The 21,818-nt window shown below is 56.7% G+C and carries 14 protein-coding genes; 12 read left to right on the forward strand and 2 right to left on the reverse strand.

Translation table 11 applies throughout. The features are described 5' to 3' along the window. Positions 1–2 precede the first annotated feature (2 nt). Positions 3–3,989 carry an FtsK/SpoIIIE domain-containing protein gene (locus CVS29_RS11810; RefSeq protein WP_170120964.1) on the reverse strand — a complete coding sequence of 1,329 codons (3,987 nt, stop codon included), beginning with the start codon at positions 3,987–3,989 and terminating at the stop codon, positions 3–5. Between the two features lie 847 nt (positions 3,990–4,836). Here CVS29_RS11810 and glf point away from each other — a divergent pair. From glf to CVS29_RS11840, 6 genes are all read left to right on the forward strand, one after another. Next, on the forward strand, positions 4,837–6,021 hold the full coding sequence (glf, locus tag CVS29_RS11815) for a UDP-galactopyranose mutase (protein ID WP_110106544.1): 1,185 nt from the start codon (positions 4,837–4,839) through the stop codon (positions 6,019–6,021). A 92-nt stretch (positions 6,022–6,113) separates the two neighbouring features. After that, complete coding sequence (locus tag CVS29_RS11820) at positions 6,114–8,033, forward strand: glycosyltransferase (RefSeq protein ID WP_110106718.1); 1,920 nt, start codon at positions 6,114–6,116, stop codon at positions 8,031–8,033. Between the two features lie 6 nt (positions 8,034–8,039). Further along, entirely contained in the window at positions 8,040–8,918 is an 879-nt protein-coding gene (locus CVS29_RS11825; protein WP_110106545.1) for an ABC transporter permease, read from the forward strand. Between the two features lies 1 nt (position 8,919). Continuing rightward, complete coding sequence (locus CVS29_RS11830; protein ID WP_110106546.1) at positions 8,920–9,648, forward strand: ABC transporter ATP-binding protein; 729 nt, start codon at positions 8,920–8,922, stop codon at positions 9,646–9,648. After that, positions 9,645–11,756, forward strand: a complete 2,112-nt coding sequence (locus tag CVS29_RS11835) for an acyltransferase family protein (protein ID WP_110106547.1) — start codon at positions 9,645–9,647, stop codon at positions 11,754–11,756. The genes CVS29_RS11830 and CVS29_RS11835 overlap by 4 nt, the downstream gene beginning before the upstream one ends. Before the next feature lie 363 nt (positions 11,757–12,119). After that, positions 12,120–13,424 carry an ISL3 family transposase gene (locus tag CVS29_RS11840; RefSeq protein WP_245932211.1) on the forward strand — a complete coding sequence of 435 codons (1,305 nt, stop codon included), beginning with the start codon at positions 12,120–12,122 and terminating at the stop codon, positions 13,422–13,424. A 162-nt stretch (positions 13,425–13,586) separates the two neighbouring features. Here the strand turns inward: CVS29_RS11840 and CVS29_RS11845 are convergent, their stop codons facing one another. Further along, positions 13,587–15,587 (reverse strand): DUF6541 family protein, encoded by a 2,001-nt coding sequence (locus tag CVS29_RS11845; RefSeq protein ID WP_110106549.1) that lies wholly within the window; start codon positions 15,585–15,587, stop codon positions 13,587–13,589. Between the two features lie 321 nt (positions 15,588–15,908). On the opposite strand from CVS29_RS11845, the gene CVS29_RS11850 reads away from it, so the two are divergent. The 6 genes from CVS29_RS11850 (at position 15,909) to CVS29_RS11875 (ending at position 21,816) form a co-directional block, all read left to right on the forward strand. After that, positions 15,909–17,198 carry a nucleotide sugar dehydrogenase gene (locus tag CVS29_RS11850; RefSeq protein WP_110106550.1) on the forward strand — a complete coding sequence of 430 codons (1,290 nt, stop codon included), beginning with the start codon at positions 15,909–15,911 and terminating at the stop codon, positions 17,196–17,198. Between the two features lie 44 nt (positions 17,199–17,242). Continuing rightward, the gene (locus CVS29_RS11855; RefSeq protein WP_110106551.1) at positions 17,243–17,839 is read left to right on the forward strand and encodes an acyltransferase; all 597 of its coding nucleotides are present in this window, start codon (positions 17,243–17,245) and stop codon (positions 17,837–17,839) included. Further along, positions 17,836–18,927, forward strand: a complete 1,092-nt coding sequence (locus CVS29_RS11860) for a DegT/DnrJ/EryC1/StrS family aminotransferase (RefSeq protein WP_110106552.1) — start codon at positions 17,836–17,838, stop codon at positions 18,925–18,927. The genes CVS29_RS11855 and CVS29_RS11860 overlap by 4 nt, the downstream gene beginning before the upstream one ends. Positions 18,928–18,929: 2 nt before the next feature. After that, complete coding sequence (locus CVS29_RS11865) at positions 18,930–19,925, forward strand: Gfo/Idh/MocA family protein (RefSeq protein ID WP_110106553.1); 996 nt, start codon at positions 18,930–18,932, stop codon at positions 19,923–19,925. Beyond that, a complete protein-coding gene (locus CVS29_RS11870; protein ID WP_110106554.1) occupies positions 19,922–21,085 on the forward strand; it encodes a glycosyltransferase in 1,164 nt (387 codons plus the stop codon). Before CVS29_RS11865 ends, CVS29_RS11870 begins: the two co-directional genes overlap by 4 nt. 92 nt (positions 21,086–21,177) lie before the next feature. Continuing rightward, positions 21,178–21,816: a glycosyltransferase family 2 protein gene (locus CVS29_RS11875; protein WP_110106555.1), complete on the forward strand. Its 639-nt coding sequence runs from the start codon at positions 21,178–21,180 to the stop codon at positions 21,814–21,816. Positions 21,817–21,818: the final 2 nt, after the last annotated feature.

Raw genomic sequence — 21,818 nt, forward strand, 5'->3', positions numbered from 1 at the left:
CTTCACAGTCCCGGGAACTGAAACCATTCCCGGTGGCCGCCGTTGATCAAGACTGCCCGCCCCGGTGGTTCTGAGCCGGCAGTGTCTAGGCGGATGCCGAACATCTCCGCGTCCATGGCCCGCTGGGGTCGCACAACCACTCCTTGGCTGGAGGTTCGTAAACCCCACTCCAAGGGCAGCCGTGACAGTGCGGGACCTGGATACGGCACTGCCACAATGAGGACAGCGCCGGCAGCCAGTAATTCATCCGCTGTATGAATCTGCTCGGCAGTGGTGGATAAGGGATTATCCAGCAACACCACGGAGCTCTCCGCGCACCGCACTGAAGCGGGGGTGCTTGATTCAAGCCAGCTTGCGCCATTGAGGTGAGCCAAGGTCTGCAGGAAAGTACTCTTGCCCGTTTGGGGCCCGCCAAAAACGGGCAGAACCGTTCCGGGAGGGAGGCAGACGCTCACGGGGTCGCTGCCGTCGCCGCCCAAGCCCAGGATCAACGGCGCGGCTGGGCCGTTGCCGGGCTGTGCCAGCTGAGCCTTCCGTTCCTGCCGGGCCAGAAGCGCCCAGTCAACTAGTTCATGCCTCTGTTGCGCTGAGATGGACACTGGTAACGTGCCAACGCGCAGGATCCCCGCCGCGAACCCTTCCGATTCAGGGGAGTCTGGCCCGGACCAGCGTTGGGTGCTCAGTTGCAGTGTGCTCGTCCCCAACTGGGCCACGTGCATGAGATTCACCGGTAGGTGGTTCCCCTGTTCTGGGTTCGCCGGGGGTGTGCCTGAGACTGTGGAGGCGCTGGCGTTGATGGGTCCATCCAAAGCACCCCGCCCGGGCATCGGGGAGAAGTGCGGAATGCGGGGCCACAGCATGGTGGTTTCGGCAGGGCTCCCATGACTGAGATAAATCCTGTTGGGGATGGCAGCCATGAACCCGGTGGTGAGCAGGTCACGGCTACCGCCTATAACAACTATGAGATTTTTTCCGCCGAAGCGGATCAGCTCGGACACGGCGTCTTCACCTTCGTGCCATGGCCCGGATCTGAAGGCCGTGGACCAGCGGCCCCAATCTGTCATGCACAAAATCAAAGGGCGAACACTACTGGGGGCAGCCTCGGCCAGCCTTTGCATAAGATGCGCCACAGTGCGCAAATCCGTGGGCGTTAAATAGCTGCCCACCCACGGGTTGTCCGCAAGATCCTTCAGGGAACCATCGGCATCGAGGAGGTACAGCACAGGGGCCGTGGAAAAATTTGCTGTTGCTGTTGCTGTTGCTGTTGCTGTTGCTGTTGCTGCGGCGGCTGTGAGCGCTGCGTGCGCTAGAACCCTGGTGGCCACAAGGGCCACGGCGCAAGAAGATTCCGTTACCGTCCCAAAGCACGCCAGATGTGAATGATCGCGGGGGTGCCATACAAGGGCTTTCAAGCATTGCTGTTCCGGCAGATCAACTATGCCCAGCACCACAGTTCCTGGTTGCCTTGCAGGATCTTCGCCAGATAGCTGAACGCTCTCCGTGCCTGGCTCAGCTTCGCCAAGGCCATCAAGGGCTATCTCGGTGGGTAGTTCAGGTGCCACTACGGCAGGGGCGCAGACTAGCGCGGGTTGGAGGGTGCAAGCATTGCGCCAGGCCTGATTCATGACTGCCACCACGGCCTCAACATTGCTGGTCACTGCTGAGCTGGTCATTCCTGACTTGGTCACTGAAGCGGCGTTTGGTGGTTCGCCCTGTTCTACCTGCATCAACTCAGGCACCACGGCCTCTCCTGACGGTGGCACACCCAGAACAGCACTTTGAAATTCCGTGGGAGTCCCGCCTGCCCTGCTGATGTAGGCGCGGCCGGGAGTCTCCACGGCGATCTCAGCGGCGGCCGCAGTGCCAATGACGTCAATGGAATCAAAACTTGACTGCACCCGCAGGCAAATTGAACTGGTCACATTGGCGCGGATGTCCGCATTGATGGCGCCTTGCGGACGCTGGGTGGACAGGATCAGGTGAATGCCCAAAGATCTGCCCACAGCGGCGATCCGCATGAGTTCTGCCATGGCGTCAGGGAATTGGTCAACAAGAACCCTGAATTCATCAACAACAATCACCAGGTGCGCCATACCGTAGCGTGTGGGCTCGTGGGTGTTGGTTTCTCTGCGAGTGGCACGGGCGCGGTAGGCCAGGCTGTCGGCAACATCTGCGGCAGAAAGCGCTGCTTCACGCCGGTGCAGTTCGGCACGCAGGGATGCCAACGTTCTTGCTACCCCGTGCCCTCCCAGATCGGTGACCAGTGAACTGGTGTGAGGGAGCTTGACCAACGCGCCCAACCCGGCACCGCCCTTGAAATCAATGAACAGAAATTGGAGATCGGCGGGGGAGTGTGAGGCGGCCAAGCTGCCCACCAGGGCCTTCAGGAACTCGGACTTTCCGGAGCCAGTGGTGCCACCCACCAGCAGGTGCGGTCCGTCATGCACCAAGCTGAACAAGGTGGGGCCCGTTGCTGAGCTGCCAATAGGGATGGCAAGTAGCGGCCCTCCGCCCGAGGCTTCCCATGCTGCTACCACGGACGATGCCGTGGACTGCCCCGGCCGCGGCACAAAATTGGTGGAGAGAGTTCCGGGAGCCTCTGATAGAGCAGAAGCGGCTGCCACCGCACGGCGGCGGGCATGGCTTGCAAATACTTGCGGCGGCACCCCGTCGGGAATGAAGTCATATCCCGCGCAGTGCCCCACAATCCGTAGGCCTTGGGCGTGGAGGTGCACACTGCTCGGGTCTGCGCTCGCATAGGCGCCGGGCTCGGTGGCGTCCACCATGACGTGGATGGTTCTGGTAGGGGAGGGAAGGGAAAGTTTGGTGCTGCCAGCACCTCCCAGCATGATCAGCACGTTAGTCGCTGGAGCGGCACCAACTCCGGGATCGGTACCAGCTGCGGTGGGCCATTGCATGGCAGCAAGTGCGTTCTGCGCAGCCGCAGTGCATTGAACAATTTTGGTTCGGGGAAGAAACCTTGCTGCCCAGGGAACGTCCTCCGGTGGACTCAGCACAACAACGGGAATGGCTGCGGCATCCAACTGCACTAAGAGAAAGTTCAGCAAAGCCTGCACAGCCCCGGAAGGCCCCCTAATGGTCATTCCCGCCGGTCCCAGTGAGACAGTAAAGGGCTGCGCCTGCACCACAGGAGCTATGAACCCCGGGGCAGGGGGAGCAGGGGCTACTTGTGCGCTGCGAGAAGCGGTTCCTAAACGAAGCGCCAAGTCCCTACGCGGCGACGCTGTAGATTCGCCTGCGCTGGTAAGTGTGCCCGTGAACGCCACAGCGGGTGCATTCGTGGGTACCTCCAGGAGCAATGTTGCAGCATCAGGAAAAGAACTGGCTGCCCGCTCGGCGTCCTGGACAACCGCACGCGCCACGTCATCACGGAATTGTCTGCGCCGTTTGGCACCGCCAAGTAGCGGAACCAAAACGGTGACGGCCCCCATGGCGGCAAAGGCCAAGAACATCATTGAACCGGTAAAAACTGCCAACGCGGTGCCCATCAGCAGGGGGAGCAGTCCGGTCAGCACCATAGCTAGGGAGGCGCGGGTGGAACCGGCCGGCTGTGGCACCACTAGGGGAGCAGGGTCAGCAAGGAACAACGGAGACGCGGCGGATGCCCAGGCTGATTCCAGATTGGGACGAGGTGCGGACAGTGGAGCAGAGCCGGTACCAAGAACCAGGCCAGTGCCAGAAACTAAGCCAGTGCCAGAAACAAAGCCGCGGGCAGAAAAAGAACCGGGGGCAGGAACCCCGCTAAGGTACTGCCCGGGCAGTCGCAGCTCCAGTACACTATTCCCGCAGATAATGCGCTTGCCGGTATCAACGGTGATGGTCCCTTTGAACGGTTGGGCGCTCGCCGTAGGGCCGTCTGTGATCTGGTGAATCAGGAATCCTGAGGAGCCGGGGGATGCCGTCAAGGTGATGCTCTGGGATCCAACAATCAAGGTTCCGTGATGCCTGGACAACGCAGGATCGGGCATAGGCAATCGGCACTTCCCGCGGCCTAGGCTGTAGCTTCCGCGATGAAGTGTGAAGATGGTCCCTGCCGCAGGACCAGCGGAAACACACAACAATGCCACAACCCCGGAACCGGAAGCCCAAGGATCAGCAGGATCTGGCGCTTCGCCTACGGATGCAGCGCCGGACGCAGCGCCAGTCCAAGCGCCGGAAGAAGCACCACGCGCGGGGACGGGTTGAGATCCGGCTCGGCAGGCAACCACTACCGCTCCGTCGCAGAGTGGGGCGCAGCCGGGACGCAACGTGTTCAGTGCTTCTCCGGAGACCGCAAATGCAAGCCCTGGCCATTTGGTTGCCAGTGCCCGAGCCAGGGAAGCCCCCGTGCAGCTCTCGAGGCCCACACCCGGTGGCCACAGAGCGCTGAGTTCAATAGGTGGGAACCAGCAACTACTCGGCTCACCTATTTCAGGTACTGCACTCCCCGTGGAGGCAGACGCAGTTGAGGAAGGCCCCGCAACCAGCGTGAATTCCAGCCGCATGGCACCTCCCCTCCAGCCTCTCTGGCTCTCCTACGCTTCCGGCGCTCCCACTACTCCAGCACTCCCCAGGCTGACATAGCGGGCACTGGCGCATCGGTCCAAAAATGCCCTCGCACGGCCGAGCCTAGGTGAGTTGGCAGCTATGGAGGGGCCCGGTGCCGTACTTTGTGGGCAGGATAGGGACGGGCGCACGCTGTGGGGGAAGAGCGCCGGGCTCTTGTGAGCATTGCCACGTATGCAGTGCCCTGAGATAACACTCAGGTAACCTAGGGAGGTAGACCATGGCACTGCTGTGCCCAATACATCGCTACCAAGCACCGCAGGAGAGTTTGTGAACGCTGACTTAGTCGTCGTTGGTTCGGGTTTCTTTGGCCTGACCATTGCAGAACGTGCCGCCACCGAGTTGGGGTTGAAGGTTGCTGTCCTTGACCGCCGTCACCACATCGGCGGAAACGCCTACAGCGAGAACGAGGCCCAGACCGGGATCGAGGTGCACCGCTACGGAGCGCACCTATTCCACACTTCGAACGAGCGCGTCTGGGAGTACGTGAACCGCTTCACCGCGTTCACCAACTACCAGCACAAGGTGTACACCTCCCACAACGGAGAGGTCTACCAGATGCCCATCAACCTGGGTACCATCAACCAGTTCTTCCGTTCCTCCATGGGCCCCGGTGAAGCGCGTGCGCTGATCCAGGAGCAGGCGGGCGAGCTTGCTGGAACCGATCCGTCCAACTTGAACGACAAGGGCATTCAGTTAATTGGCCGCCCGTTGTATGAGGCGTTCATCAAGCACTACACGGGCAAGCAGTGGCAGACGGACCCCAAGGACCTGCCAGCCGAGATCATCTCCCGCCTGCCTGTCCGCTACAACTATGACAACCGCTACTTCTCCGACACCCACGAGGGTCTGCCGGTAGACGGCTACACTGCGTGGATTGAGCGCATGGCGGACCACCCAAACATTGAAGTGGTGCTGAACACCGACTTCTTTGACGATGGTGTGTACGGCCGCAAGGCTGTCACCGGCCAGGTCCCGGTCATTTACACCGGCGCCGTGGACCGCTACTTTGACTACGCCGAAGGTGATCTGTCCTGGCGCACCATTGACTTGGAGCAGGAAGTTCTGCCCATCGAGGACTTCCAGGGCTGCTCGGTCATGAACTACCCGGATGAGGCGCAGAAGTACACGCGTATCCACGAGTTCCGCCACTTCCATCCGGAACGCGATTACACCAAGGACGCCACGGTCATCATGCGCGAGTACAGCCGCTTCGCCGAGAAGGGCGATGAGCCGTACTACCCGGTCAATACCAGCGATGACCGCAGCAAGCTGCTGGCCTACCGCGATCTTGCCCGCGGTGAGAAGGACGTACTGTTCGGTGGCCGTCTGGGCACTTACAAGTACTTGGACATGCACATGGCCATTGGTTCGGCACTGAATATGTATGACAACAAGATTAAGCCCCACTTCACCGGTGGTGCGAAGCTGCAAAGCGGAGGAGTTGACGCGTGAGCGTAGCGCAGAAGTTGGAAAGCACGACGGCGGCAGTTGAGTCCGAGCAATGGCGCACCCTCCAGCGGGTCATCCTGCCCGAGCAGAGCCAGATGGACACCGCGCCGCTGTACATGGATACCGGTAGTGCCATGGGTGTGCAGATCCCCACGGCTGGCGCTGGTAACACGATGCGCGATGCCAAGACGACTCAAACGGTAAGTGCCCCCACAAAGGAAGTCCATGTTGAGGATTTCCTGTCCAGGTACGCAACATCGGTCCGCCCGGGTGAGCGTGTTTCTTTCGGCACGTACTTCAACGCCTTCCCTGCCAGCTACTGGCGCCGCTGGACCACTGTGGACAGCGTGCGCTTGAGTGTTGCCACTTCAGGTGCTGGCGCGGTAATTGTCTACAAATCGAACGCTCGTGGCGCACTGCAGCGTGTTGACTCAGTCCGTGTTGAAGGCGATGCTGTCAGCAACTTTGACCTTTCGCTGACCCCCTTTGGCGATGGCGGCTGGTACTGGTTTGACCTGGTTGCAGGATCAGCGCCGTTGATCCTCCAGGGTGCGGAGTGGCAGGCCGAAGGCGATTTCAAGAAGCCTGGCACCATTACGCTGGAAATCACCACGCTTAATAAGACCGATTTCTGCATCAACAACTTGCGCCTTCTGGCTGAGAACCCCCAGGCTTTGGAACACGTCAAGGAACTGATCCTGGTGGATCAGGGCACACAAAAGGTGGCTGACGCAGAAGGCTTCGCCGAAGTTGCCGATGCCCTTGCCGGAAAGCTGCGCATCATCAACCAGGACAACTTGGGTGGTTCGGGTGGCTTTGCGCGCGGCATGTACGAGGCTGATAAGAATGGCAGCGACTATGCCCTTCTCATGGATGATGACGTTGTTGTAGAGCCGGAGAGCATCATCAGGCTCTTGACGTTTGCTGATCTGTGCAAAACCCCCACCATTGTGGGCGGCCACATGTTTGATCTATACAACCGCACGGTGCTTCACACCTTCGGTGAAGTTGTGAACCCGTATTCATTCCAGCCCGATCTGCCCAGCGGCGAGATGACTTTGGGCCATGACTTTGTCGGGTCCAATCTGCGTCACACAGGTTGGATGCACCGCCGTGTCGATGTGGACTACAACGGCTGGTGGATGTGCATGATCCCCACCAAGGTAATCCGTGAAATTGGGCTCTCACTGCCTGTCTTCATCAAGTGGGATGACGCCGAGTATGGCCTGCGTGCCAAGGCAGCAGGTTACCCCACGGTATCCATGCCGGGCGCAGCCGTGTGGCATGTTTCATGGATCGACAAGGACGATCTTGTTGGATGGCAAGCCTATTTCCATGCACGGAACAGGTTCATCGCAGCACTGATTCACAGCCCTTACGAATTTGGTGGGAAGGTAGTGCGCCAGTCGTACGCCTTTGATGTGAAGCACCTGGTGTCCATGCAGTACGCCACTGCTCAGGGCCGCATCATGGCTCTGCGTGACCTGTTGCGGGGCCCGGAGCAGTTGCACGGTTTACTGCCGGGGAAGCTGCCAGAAATCCGCTCCATGATGAGTGGTTACTCTGATTCACAGTTCTCTTCAGACCCCGATTCTTACCCGGCGCCGAAGATGGATAAGCCGCCTAAGCGTGGACACGGCGTTACCCCGCCTTCCTATGTGGGGCTACTGCCTTGGGCTGCCAAGACCGTGATCCGTCAGTTGTCACTGCCTGTTTCTGATTCGAGCAAGGAACGGCCCCAGACCAATGTGGCGCACCAAGATAACCGCTGGTGGCGGATGTCGCAGTATGACTCTGCTGTGGTTTCCAACGCCGAAGGAACAGGTGCTTCTTGGTACAAGCGTGATCCCAAACAGTTGCGCACCATGATGGCAGAAAGTGCCAAGTTGCACGCAGCACTGCTGAAAGATTGGCACAAGCTCAGCACACAATACAAGAACGCACTGAGCGAGATCACTTCCATTGCGGCTTGGGAAAAAACTTTCGAAGCCCACAGTGAAAAAAGCGAGAACTAGTCACACATGACACAAACGAACAGTGAACTGGTCCGCCCAGGAGTGAGTGGCGGACTGGCAGATGTGGTGCGGGCACGGTTCCTGCTCAAGCTCTTAGTGCGCAAGGAACTCAAGGTCCGCTACCGCGGCTCTGTGCTGGGTCTGTTGTGGTCCTACGTCAAACCCGGTGTCCAGTTCATTGTGTTTTACGTGGCGTTGGGTATTTTTCTGGGTCTGGAGCAAAGCCCCACCAACAGGGGTGGCCTGCCGAACTACGCCATTTACCTGTTTTCGGGAATCATCCTCATCAACTTCTTTACTGAAGCGCTTGGCAATGCCTCACGGTCAATCGTGGGCAATGGTGGACTGATCAAGAAGATCTATCTGCCCCGCCAGTTGTTTCCTGTGGCTTCGGTATGGGTTTCAGCAGTGCACTTCTTCCCTCAGCTGATGATCCTGCTAGTAGCCTGCTTCTTCTCAGGCTGGAATCCCAACCTGATTCAGTTGTTGGCTGCCGTGGCGGGTTTTCTGATCGTTGCTTTGTTGGCCACTGGACTGGGCTTGCTGTTTGGTGCAGCCAATGTGTATTTCCGAGACTCCGAAAACTTCGTGGATATGCTCTTGATGATTGCCACTTGGGCTTCCCCCGTTATGTATGCCTGGACCATGGTGCAGGCCAAAGTGGGGGATTTCTGGTTCACGGTTTACCAGATGAACCCCATCACCATCGCGGTGGAGACCTTTCACTACGCTTTCTGGCTTCCGACCACGGATGGGGCCCAAGCCATCCCGCCGCACCTTCTCTCCCTCTGGATCCCTGTGGGTGTGCTGATCTCCGCAGCGATCCTCTTGTGGGGACAGCTGACCTTCCGCCGGCTTGAAGGCCGCTTCGCGCAGGAGCTTTAGAATGACTATTGCCATTGAAGTAAAAAGCATTGACAAACAGTTTGTGCTGCGCAGATCACGATCAATCAAAGAGGTTTTTGTTTGGTTGATCAAAGGCCGCAAGGGTGAGCTCTCTGAGAAGTTTCATGCGCTGAAAGGCGTGGACCTGGAAGTGCAGCAGGGCGAGACTGTTGCCTTGCTCGGATTTAATGGATCCGGGAAGTCAACTTTGCTCAAGCACATATCCGGGGTCATGATTCCGGATAGCGGAACCGTGCGTACCCGCGGACGCGTTGCTGGCCTGATCGAAGTGGGAGCAGGCTTCCACCACGATCTCTCTGGACGCGACAATGTCTACCTCAACGGCGCTATTTTGGGCATGACTGAGGAACAAATCAATGAGCGGTTCCAATCGATTGTTGATTTTGCGGAGATCGGCCAGTTCATTGACACCGAAGTAAAGTTCTATTCCTCTGGCATGTACCTGCGGTTGGCGTTCTCCGTTGCGGTGCATACCGACCCGGAGGTCTTCCTTGTGGACGAAATCCTTGCTGTGGGTGATGAACCTTTCCAGAAGAAGTGCATCGCTAAGATTCAGGAACTGGCCTCAGATGGCAAGACTCTTGTTGTGGTCAGCCATGACCTGGACCTTGTCTCCCGGATCTGTGACAGGGGAGTGTTGTTGGATCACGGTGAAGTACGTTTTGACGGCCCCATCCATGAAGCTGTTGCGAAAATGCGCGGGCAGTGAGCCACAGCCCCGTCTATGAAACGGTAGCTGCAACAGCTCACACGCTGAAGCGCCCCAGGCGACGGCCTGCTGTTTTCCGTGCGGACATTCAGGCTCTAAGGGCCGTGGCTGTGGGGCTCGTTGTCTTGAACCATTTGTGGGCCAATCGAATGCCCGGTGGGTTCATCGGCGTTGATGTTTTTTTTGTTATTTCTGGATTCCTTATCACCACCCACTTGGTGAAGGAAGTCACTGCCACGTCCAAAATTGACTTGGCTCGTTTCTATTCACGGCGAATTAAGCGGCTGCTGCCAGCAGCCTTCGTTGTTCTGGCTGTCAGTTCCTTGGCCGTGTACCTTTGGCTACCATATGCGCAATGGGGGCCAACGGCTAGAGAAACGCTCATGAGTGTGCTTTACGTTGAGAATTGGTCATTGGCGGCCCAGTCTATTGACTATTCCGCGTTAAACAATGAAGCGACGATTGCCCAACATTACTGGTCTCTTTCAGTTGAGGAACAGTTCTACTTCATCTGGCCAATCCTCCTTTTCGGGATCTACTTCCTGGGTAAAAAACTGGGGAAACCTATCCTGGCGCTTGTTTTGGGCACAGGCTTGATCGCGCTTGGAAGCCTGCTATTTTCCATCTACTTTACCGCCTCAAATCTAAGCCCGGCCTACTTCGTCACGCCGGTGCGGGTGTGGGAATTTGCCGCCGGCGGGTTGTTGGCACTGCTAGGAAGCCGGGTAGCTCTCAGAAGCTCTTCAGCTCGCGTAGTCGCTGCTTGCGGCTGGTTAGCAATATTCAGTGCGGCCTTAATCTTCAGCCCAGCTACCCAATTCCCGGGCTGGGCTGCCTTACTGCCAGTCCTAGGTACCGTAGCTGTCATAGCTGCAGGCATGAACCAGACCAACGCTCCACTTGGTTTGCTGGTTGGATGGAAACCAGTGCAGTTGACTGGCGATATTTCTTACTCGATCTATTTGTGGCACTGGCCACTGGTGGTGATTGCCCCGTTCGCGTTGTCGACTGCGCTAAATTCCTGGCAGAAAATCGCTATTCTATTGGTTTGCTTCCCTGTGGCATGGCTGAGCAAGCACTTCATTGAAGATAAGGGAAAATCTTGGCGCATTTTGGGCAACAGGCCCCGTGCCACCTTTGCCGCCATGGGGATAGGCATTCTAGCTGTTGCATTGATCGCTGGGGGGCTCAGCCTGGGATCCACGCTAAAGCAGCAGCAGTCTTTAGAGGTATCACAGCAGCTAATCCAAAAGCCTTGTGCAGGGCCTGCAGCACTTCCTGTTTCCGAACAGTGCGGCGATCCGTTTGGACCAGCAGCAGAGACAGTCATGGGTGATTCCAACAAGTACTATGCCTCGGCGCCCGGATGCGCCGTTGACCCTGGACGTAAGCGCCCGGGTGTAGATGTTGTGGGGTTGTGTGATTATTCGGAAGGTAATAAAGACGCAGAGGCTGTTTGGCTGACTGGAGATTCCCACGCAGAACAGTGGAAATTGGCGGTTATACAGCTAGCTAAGGTAAATAAGTGGAGACTAAGTTATGCCATGTTGGGCGGTTGCCCGATGGCTGACGTACATTTCAAGGGCTACAGAGGAAAAGCTGACAAAAAGGCAAGCGAAGCCTGCATGTCTGGCTCCCAATCGATTGCAAAAATAATTGAGGAGGAACAACCTAGCAAGGTTTTCTACTCCATATTTGCCAGAGAACAGCAGCTTGACGATGGATCCCAGCGTAGCCAAGAAGAACAATACGTCACGGGATTGCCTAAGTTTTGGCTGCGGTGGGCAAGTGCAGGTAGCACAGTCTTTGTCCTTGCGGATCCTCCGTTGAACGGATCGGTTAGGGACCGCAACTGTGTAACCTCGAATCCTCAGGATCCGCTACGGTGCGCGGTTGATAGAGAAGTTGCCCAACCGGCTGACCCGCTCGTAGCCGCAGCTAAGTCACTAGACTCCTCACGAATAAAACTAGTGGATTTAACTGAACATTTCTGTGATCAGCAACTGTGCTACGCAGTTGTCGGGGGAGTTCCCGTCTATTACGATGCCGATCATCTAAACGGCGAATTCTCGACCCTCATGGCTCCGTTGATAGCGCGCCACCTATAATTTATTTTGCTTCCTCAGTAATCTGGGATTATCACCATTTACGGTTATCTCCCACTAGCTTTTTGCTGACGTAGATCAGTGATGACAGAACCATCCCTGGAGTAATGCCACCGTTTTGTTGGGGGTGCTGATCGCGCCGCCGGTTTCACGAGAAGAGCACAGCAGTCCCATCTAGAGAGATTGCACACCATCTAGCAGAAACAAGCGGTGCCACCTACCCGGACACTAAAGCCGTATCTGGCACGTTAAATGGCTCTCCGTGGTTCGTGGTGAAATCTGGTTTCGTGTCCTTGAACGAAGGTGACTCGTAGCCCTGTTGTGATGGATGTTCTGACGCATTCATCGATGACAGGACTACGAGCCTTGAACGAGCTTACTTTGCCGCACCCTGATGCTGCCACCACGATCTTCAACCTCAAGGATTACCGGGTTCTTGAGACTCAGATCCTTGATTATGGGCAACGCCGCGTTCATGTTGAAAGTACCGTCGAGTCAGGCTGCCCCGGGTGCGGGGTGATCGGTACTCGGTGCCATTCCAGACGCTGGCAGCGAGTCCGGGACATCCCCGTCGCTGGCCCGGTCGAGGTACTCTGGCGTAAGCGCCGCTACTTTTGTGATGAGTCAGTGTGCGAGCGAAAGACCTTTTCTGAGGCCACTGCCCAGGTTCCAGCCAGGGCTCGCTCTACCCGCCGGCTCCATGGCGCACTCGTTGATGCGGTGGTCTCTTCCGGGCGGGCAGCGACAGAAACAGCCATCGCCCATGGTGTCTCGTGGTGGCTGGTGCAAAAAGCCTTGAACATGGCGGCAACGAAGCTTCCTGACGTTGATCTCCTACGACCGCGGATGCTCGGTATCGATGAACACCGCTTCAGATCTGTCCGCTTCTTCAAAAACACCGAAACTAATACTTGGCAACGCATAGAGCCGTGGATGACAACGATCGTTGACCTGGATACTGGCCAAATCCTTGGTGTTGTTGACGGCCGAGACCACACAGGAGTCGGTGCGTGGCTGATCAAACGACCCTTGGACTGGCGCCTCGGGGTGCAGGTCGTTGCCATCGATCCCTCAGCAGCGTTCAGGAAAGCGTTGAGGATGTGGCTGCCCCGCACCGCCGTTTCCGTTGATCACTTCCACCTCATCCAGCTAACGAATCAGGCGCTGACGGAGGTACGCCAACAACTTTCCCACAAGGTGCGTGGGCGTCGTGGCCGGGCCGTTGATCCGGCCTGGGCACACCGGATGCTGCTCCTGCGAGCCGCTGATTCACTTTCGGAAGCAGCCAAGGCAAGGCTGGGGAAAGTCTTCGCAACCGACGATCCAACCGGCAAACTCAAGGCGGCTTGGGACGTGAAAGAACAAGTGCGAACACTGCTGCGCACCGGCTCGTTGGAAGACGCCGAACTAGCCAAGGCAGACCTTGAAAGACTTGTGAAGGAATCCAATCAACCTGAGACGACCAGGCTGTGGCGGACTATTTGCCGGTGGTGGAAAGAGATCGAAGTTCTCATCGTCACCGGCGCCACCACAGGGAAAGTAGAGGCCAACAACACCAGCATCAAACACATCAAAAGGACCGGCCGCGGCTTCGTCAATAGCACCAACTACACAACACGCATTATGCTCAGAAGCGCCGCCAGAACAGCGGTGAACTTTCCATTGCAATAAGGGAATTCACCACGAACCGCGGAGAGCCCGTTAAATCGGCTCGTAACCGGACTATGCCGCCAACAAAACAGCGCATGATCTCCGGGGAGGTTCATACCGTCATCTCAGATACAGGGCCTAAATGGAGACCTAACGAATCGGATCCGGGCCACTCGGCCGTCCCTAACAGGAGGTGAGTTCGTAAAGTTTTGCCGTACCTTGTCTGTCAACCAGGACAACTCGTGGTGATCCGCCTATATTGACGAATCCCGGATATAGCAAGGAACCCTCGTAGAAACCGAGGTAGCTTGGACCGAAATCCAAAATGTACCGAACATTTAGTGAGGCAGCCTGTTCGCAAGTGACAGATCCAGGCAGGGCATAGGCTAGATTGGTCGCCATATCGGCAATGTGGCTGCCCGGTCCTGACGACTGCAAACTGTATTGCGTCACTTTGCGTCCGGAAACGGCATAAGCCAAGGCGCTGCCATTGAACGGATTTACGGCAATGACTGCATCTGCAGGGACGGTTTCAGGCAGCCTTTCCATGAGGATTAGTTCATCATTTGAGACCCATGGATCTGCGTTTGCCCGCAATTCAGATGAAACCGGTGGAGTCAATGAGATTGGCAGGCTGGCGCTGCTTGGTTGCACGGCCGTGAGAACCAATGCACCTATGACCAAGCTCCCGGCGACGGCTTGGATCGTTGTGGTTTCCATCCTGTCGAAGCCAAAAGTGGGAATCCGCCGCAATCCTTCCGGAGCCGTGGCCACTCGTCGAGCGATGATTTCGGCAATGCCGGTAATGCCGGTTGATGCCAATACCAACATGAAGACCGGCACAAGCGCTGCCAATCGGGGGGTATCTTCGTACCAGATACCCACCAATACATTTCGAAGAGGACCACTCGGAGTTGAGGCAGCCACCACGTAGAGACCAGCGGACAGCGCGAAGGCTCCAATCATCCAGTACCCCTTTCGGCGTATGGCAATGAAAACAATTCCGGATAGAGCCAACACAGAGACAGGCCAGTTGAGACTGTTACTTGTCAGGCCGCCGGTGGCTACGTTCATGAGCGCTTCCAACACGGTTTCGCCGGGTTGCCATTGATCGTAGGAGAGCACCAAGAGACTCCAGAGCACACAATATGAGATCACGACCGGAACTGCGAGCGCGAGTCCTTGTAGCGGAACTGCAAACCGTGGCTTTTCCCGGTAAAAGCGTCGAAGATGCCGGACCCCAGCACCGATAAGCATCGGTACGGAAAATACCATCAATGCCGCAAATCCATTGGGTTGTGATGTGAACAATGCGGCACTGCCGATCATCATCATCATGACCAGAGCATAGGGGCTCATAATCTTCTGGTGAAGAAGCCGAAATATGCCTGCCAGAGCTATGACCACTAGCGGTAAAAGGCAATACGAGAGCAGATTTGGAAGCAGCGGACCACGCTGGATAGTTTGAAAAGGGAATACCCAGAATGTCGCAGAAAGAATTCCAGCCCCAACGAGAGTGATGGCTCTACTTCCAAGAAGGCTGCGTACAAGGGCAATGCAGGCAAATGGCCAAATTACGGAACTGACCACTAGTGTTAAGACGTTCTCAGCGACGAACACGTTGACATGACATAGCTGCACAATCAGCGCGGCTATGGAGTGCCACGCCGAGGGGTATACGGCCCAGACAGCATCCGCGTTAATCATTTGCCCAAGAGTCAACGACGAGGCGTTGCCGGTCTGCAGGATGTATTGGATTGCATTGAGATGGAAGGCACTGTCATAGGCTTGGATAAAGCTCTCCGGCGTCCCGACATCACAAATGTACCACTGGCCGATGAGCAAAAGAGGCACAAGCAAAGCCAACAGATAGACAAGGAAGTCTCGCAGCCTGAGCCGTTGTGACAGCGGCTTGGAGACCAGATGCGAAGGAAGTTGGGATCGAATCACCCAAACCAGTGCTGATGCCGCCGCAGTTAGAGCCGCCAAAAGCCAGATATTCCAAGGAAGGTTTAAGAGCCCTCCGACTATGCCAGCAGCACCAATAAGTCCGGTGGAAGCAACAGGAGCCATGGCTGAGAGGGCAATGTGACGTAAGCCAAGGGCCCAGCAGAGAAGTAAACCGGGCAATAGTAGTAATGCGAGAGCAACGAAGATGGAGGGCAGTGTCTGCCACCAGTTCATAAGAAAGTCTCGCTCCGTACTAGGCCAAAGGTTCAGAATACCTACTCGATGGCCGTTACTTGCCTAAGTTAGCGTGTGATCTTGCTCCCTCCCGTCTAATATTTGGATAGTTGCTGGTACAAAGTGACATATTTCGGGGCTGCTGGTGGCACCGTGGGCTTGTGAGATGAGTTTGGGAGTGGGTAAAGTCTGCGGTTCGGTTGGCGGTCTTGATCACAAATGAAAGTGCCGAACAACAAATCCCTATAATCTAGTACTTAAGCCCTGACTTCGACTGTCCAGCTCGAGGTCATCATTGCTCGAAAGAAAAGGCTCCTAAAAGTGAAGATTGCTGTCATTGCACTCGGCAAGATCGGCCTGCCCCTGGCTGTCCAGTTCGCCTCCAAGGGACATGACGTTGTTGGTGTGGACGTCAACCAGACAGTCGTAGACCTGGTCAACGCAGGCACCGAGCCGTTCCCGGGTGAAGCGCACCTGCAGGAACTGCTCTCTGAACTGGTACCTGCCGGTAAGCTGCGCGCTACAACGGACTATGCCGACGCTGTACCCGGAGCCGACGCAGTGGTGCTTGTTGTGCCGCTGTTCGTTGACAAAGATGCCAACCCGGACTTCGGCTGGATGGATACCGCAACTGCAGAGCTGGCCCGCCACCTCACTCCGGATACTTTGGTCGCCTACGAGACCACCCTCCCCGTAGGAACCACACGTTCACGTTGGAAGCCGGCTCTGGAAGCAGGCTCCGGCTTGGTTGAAGGAAAGGACTTCCACCTGGTGTTCTCACCTGAACGAGTCCTCACCGGCCGCGTCTTTGAGGATCTGCGCAAATACCCCAAGCTGATTGGTGGCCTTTCTGAAGCGGGTGCTGCCAAGGCCGTGGAATTCTACGAGTCTGTTTTGGACTTTGATGAGCGCCCCGATCTGAACCGCGCCAACGGCGTCTGGGACTTGGGCTCCGCAGAAGCGTCAGAGTTGGCCAAGCTTGCCGAGACCACCTACCGCGACGTAAACATTGGTCTGGCCAACCAGTTTGCTCGTTTCGCTGCAAAGACCGGCATTGACATCTACCAGGTCATTGCTGCTTCAAACTCACAGCCTTTTAGTCACATCCACCAGCCTGGAATCGCCGTCGGTGGACACTGCATCCCCGTTTACCCGCGCCTGTATCTGTGGAACGATCCGGAAGCCACTGTTGTGCGCGCTGCCCGGGCCGCAAACGCTGATATGCCGGACTACACCATTGGGTTGCTTGAAGGCGCCTACGGAGACCTGACGGGGGCACGTGTCGTCGTTCTTGGTGCTGCCTACCGGGGGGGAGTGAAGGAGACTGCATTCTCCGGAGTGTTCGACGCCGTTGAAGCCATCAACCGTCGCGGCGGCACCGCACTGGTTCATGACCCCATGTACACGGATGCTGAGCTGGAGAAACTTGGCTTCGTTGCCTACCACCTAGGTGATGCCGTAGACGCTGCCGTAGTTCAGGCAGATCACGCTGAATACCGGGAGTTGACGCCGTCTGATCTGCCAGGTGTCAAGGCCTTCATTGACGGTCGGCGTGTGAGCTCGGCTGAGAAGTGGGCCGGCGTTATTTACCGCGTCATCGGCAAGGCCTAAGAGTCTTCCTCTACCCACTTTGACGGCATGTCAGGAGAAAATACATGAGTTTTATAGCACCCACTGCAGACGTTTCAGAACAAGCCGTTCTGGGCGACGGCACTAAGATCTGGCATCTGGCACAGGTCCGTGAAGAAGCCGTGCTCGGAGCAAACTGCATCGTCGGCCGCGGCGCGTATGTTGGTACCGGTGTGAAGATTGGCGACAATACCAAGATCCAGAACTACGCCCTCGTCTACGAACCTGCGGTACTAGGCAATGGTGTTTTCATCGGACCGGCCGTGGTCCTGACCAACGACACCTACCCTCGTGCCGTCAGCCCAGATGGCTCGTTGAAGAGCGCCCATGACTGGGTTCCGGTGGGCGTCACTATTGAAGACGGCGCTTCCATTGGTGCGCGCGCGGTATGCATCGCCCCGCTCACCATTGGTCGTTGGTCCACCATTGCTGCCGGATCCGTGGTAACAAAGGATGTGCAGGCGTTTGCCCTCATGGCAGGTGTACCCGCCCGCCGTTTGGGTTGGGTTGGCAAGGCAGGTTTCCCTCTCAAGGCAGAGGGCGGTTTTTGGGTTTGTCCAGAAACTGGAGCAAAGTATGTAGAAGATTCAAACTCCCTGAAAGAGGCAGAGGAAAACTCATGAGCCAGGACTTCATTCCCGCAGCAAAACCGATTATTGGAGCTGAAGAGCGGGCGGCCGTAGACGCGGTCATGGCTACCGGCATGTTAGCGCAGGGCAAGCAGGTGGCTGACTTCGAGATTGAGTTCTCAGACGTCTTGCTCGACGGCCGTGCCAGCGTAGCTGTGAACTCGGGCACCTCCGGATTGCATTTGGGGCTTTTGGCCTCGGGCGTTGGCCCCGGCGATGAGGTCATCGTTCCATCCTTCACCTTCGCTGCCACGGGCAACTCGGTCGCATTGACCGGCGCTACTCCCGTGTTTGCAGACATTGAACTGGATTACTACTCGTTGGACGTAGCCCACGTCGAGTCACTCATCACCGACAAGACCAAGGGCATCATGCCTGTTCACTTGTACGGGCACCCGTTTGCGGCCGAAGCTTTTGCAGCACTGGCCCAGAAGCATGGCATAGACTTGTACGAGGATGCAGCCCAGGCCCACGGAGCGGCGCTCAACGGTAAAAAAGTGGGCACGTTTGGCAAATTCGGTATGTTCAGCTTGTACCCCACGAAGAACATGACCTCCGGTGAAGGCGGCATGGTTTCTACCTCTGATGCCACGGTGGAACGCAATCTGCGCTTGCTGCGCAACCAGGGAATGGAAACTCAGTACGAAAATGAGCTGGTCGGCTTTAACAACCGTATGACGGACCTGCACGCAGCCATTGGCCGCGTCCAGTTGACCAAGGTCATGGGCTGGACCAAGCAGCGTCAGGACAATGCCGCGTTCCTCACAGGAAATCTTGAGGGCGTGGGAACACCTAAGGTTGCGCCAGGTGCCGAGCACGTGTACCACCAGTACACCATTCGTGTCCCCGAAGGCCGCGATGAGCTGCATGCCCGCCTACGCTCGGAGTTCAACATTGGCTCCGGTGTGTATTACCCGGTTCCTAATCACCGCCTCCCGTCATTTAACCGTGTTGCGGACCTGCCGAACACTGAAATTGCGGCCAAAGAAGTTCTCTCATTGCCCGTGCATCCGTCAGTGACGCAGAACGACCTTGAACGGATCGTTACTGCTGTGAATACCATTGTGAAGGCAGGAGCCTAAGCATGGGTAATCTACGCGTAGGACTTATCGGTCTTGGCATGATGGGCCGTCACCATGCCCGCGTCATTCGAGAAGTTGAGGGTGTGGACTTGGTTGCCGTTGCGGATGCTTTCGGCGACCCTCACGGTGTAGCCAAGGAACTCCCTGTGCTTCACAGCGTTGAGGAACTCATTGCTGCTGGCATCGACATGGCCGTTGCGGCCGTGCCCACCGGAATGCATGAGGAAGTCGGCCTGGCCCTGGCGGCCGCAGGCATCCACACTTTGGTGGAAAAACCCATCGCGGCTAGCGCACCGGCCGGCCAGCGCCTCGTTGACGCGTTCGTGGCCAAGGGGCTGGTGGGCGCCGTCGGCCATATTGAACGCTTCAACCCTGCATTGCAGTCGCTGCGCCAGCGCATCGCCAACGGTGAATTGGGTGAGGTCTACCAGATTGCAACCCGCCGCCAAGGTCCATTCCCCGCACGTATCGCCGATGTAGGCGTGGTCAAGGACCTGGGCACGCACGACATTGACCTGACTGCTTGGCTCGCCCAGAGTCGTTTCGCGTCAATCTTTGCCCAGACCACAACCCGCAGTGGACGCCCGCATGAGGACATGGTTGTAGCCAGCGGCAAACTGGAAAATGGCATCATTACCAACCACCTTGTGAACTGGCTGTCCCCGATGAAGGAACGCTTGACTATTGTCACAGGTGAAAAGGGTGCATTCGTGGCAGATACTGTGACCGCAGACCTCACGTTCTTCGAAAATGGGACCGTAGCTACCGAATGGGAGTCCGTGGCTGCATTCCGTGGAGTTTCCGAAGGCAATGTCACTCGTTTGGCGATCGCGAAACCGGAACCGCTGCGCACAGAACATGAAGCGTTCCGCGACGCCGTCCTTGGCCTGCGTACTGACGTTGTCACGATGGCCGAGGGCCAAGATACCTTGGTTGTTGCTGAAGCTGTGTTGGAGTCCTCACGCACGGGACAGAATGTGAGAATTGCTGCACTGTGATTTCTTCGAAGTCCCCCCGGGTGGTTATCGTATCGAGGCTTTTCGCACCGGAAGTCGGGGCAGCAGCCTATCGACTTAAAGCGTTAGCAGAGGCATTGACTGCTGCGGGCGCCCAGGTGGAAGTGCTCTCGTCCAAGCCTCCCGTGGGTATGGAGCTGCAATCCACACAGTATCCGGTGAGCCGCTGGCCGGTGCTGCGGGACGCTGGCGGAAATGTCCGTGGCTACATCCAGTACATGAGCTTTGATATTCCAGTGTTCTTCAGACTGTTGTTTAGCAGGAAGGCTGATGTTGTGGTGGTCGAGCCGCCGCCCACCACCGGACTCATGGTCGCGGTCGTCACGGCTTTGAAGAAAACCCCCTTCGTATACTTCTCAGCCGATGTTTCCTCATCAGCAGCAAAGGGTATCGGGGTAAGCGGGGTTGTCCTAGGAGTCCTAACCGGCCTAGAACGTTATGTGCTTCGACGTGCCAAATCAATTCTGGCCGTTTCAAACGGCGTGAAGCAAGAAGTCGCGGCACTGACAGGGAAGTCCGGCAACATATTTGACGTTGGCACGGGCGTAGATACGGATACCTTTTCGATCCAAGGAGACGACAAGTCTGCGGAAGGAAAGTACTTTGTTTACGCTGGCACCATGTCCGAAATTCAAGGCGCCGGAGTTTTTGTTGACGCTTTCATCTCCATCGCTGATGCGAATCCGGATGTACGGCTGGTGATGATTGGGCAGGGAGTCGAACTCCCGAAGCTGAAAGAAAAAGCTGCACATCTCGGCGAACAGATCCTCTTCAAGGAACCTGTTGCTGGATCGGTTGTTGCACAATGGTCACGTAGTTCGTTGGCAAATTTGGCATCTGTTCGGCCAGGCAAAGGATATGATTTTGCTTTTGCTACCAAGGCGCTGGCGGGACTGGCTGCGGGTGCTCCCTCCATCTACGCTGGTGTTGGACCGCTGAAGGAGATCATCGCTGAGAACAACCTTGGCATAGGCTGTGACTGGGATGTGAAACAGGTTGCTCATGCAATGAGTCGAACCATTGAGAACCCCGTTTCTGCTGAGCGCAGAGCGGAGCTTTCTGCATGGGTGGAACTGAACCACTCGCTGTCAGCGGTCTCTCAGGCAGCTGCACTAATTGTCATTGCTGCAAGAAACAACTAAGGACCTCGTTTTCGCGCTGGCGGAGACGATGTCGTTCGAACTAGTTACTATGGGATACTGATTTTGTGAGTCGCACTTGGATAGTCATACCGATGTACAACGAAGCTACAGTCGTTGGCAAAGTCATCGAAGGTCTCCTGACGGATTTCCCCAACGTTGTCTGCATCGACGATGGCAGTTCTGACGGATCTCAGGAAGTTGCAAGAAAAGCCGGAGCTGTTGTAGTCCAGCACCCCGTCAATCTTGGCCAGGGTGCTGCCCTGCAGACGGGGCTTGAATATGCATTGTCAGACCCTGAAGTCGACGCCATTGTCACTTTCGATGCCGATGGTCAGCATCGGGTTGAAGACGCCAAAGAAATGGTCGCTCGGATCCTCTCTGGAGAAGCTGAAGTTGTTCTCGGCTCGAGATTCCTCGACGACAGGACAGTTGTTTCCAAAACCAAACGGTTGGTGCTAAAGGTTGCCGCTGTTCAATCACGTTGGGCAACCGGCATGGCTCTGACCGATGCTCACAATGGGTTGCGGGTTTTCAGCCCTGACCTTGCCAAGAAAATTCGCCTGACTCAGAACCGAATGGCTCACGCATCCGAGCTCGTTAATCAGCTTTCTGTGATCAAGCCTGTTTGGGTAGAACATCCCGTGGAAATTATCTATACAGATTACTCTCGGTCCAAGGGGCAATCTTTGCTCAACTCAGTCAATATCCTCGCGGATCTCTTCCTTAGGTAAGC

It is taken from the genome of Arthrobacter psychrochitiniphilus (genome assembly GCF_003185915.1).
GTDB classification, from domain to species: Bacteria; Actinomycetota; Actinomycetes; order Actinomycetales; family Micrococcaceae; genus Specibacter; species Specibacter psychrochitiniphilus.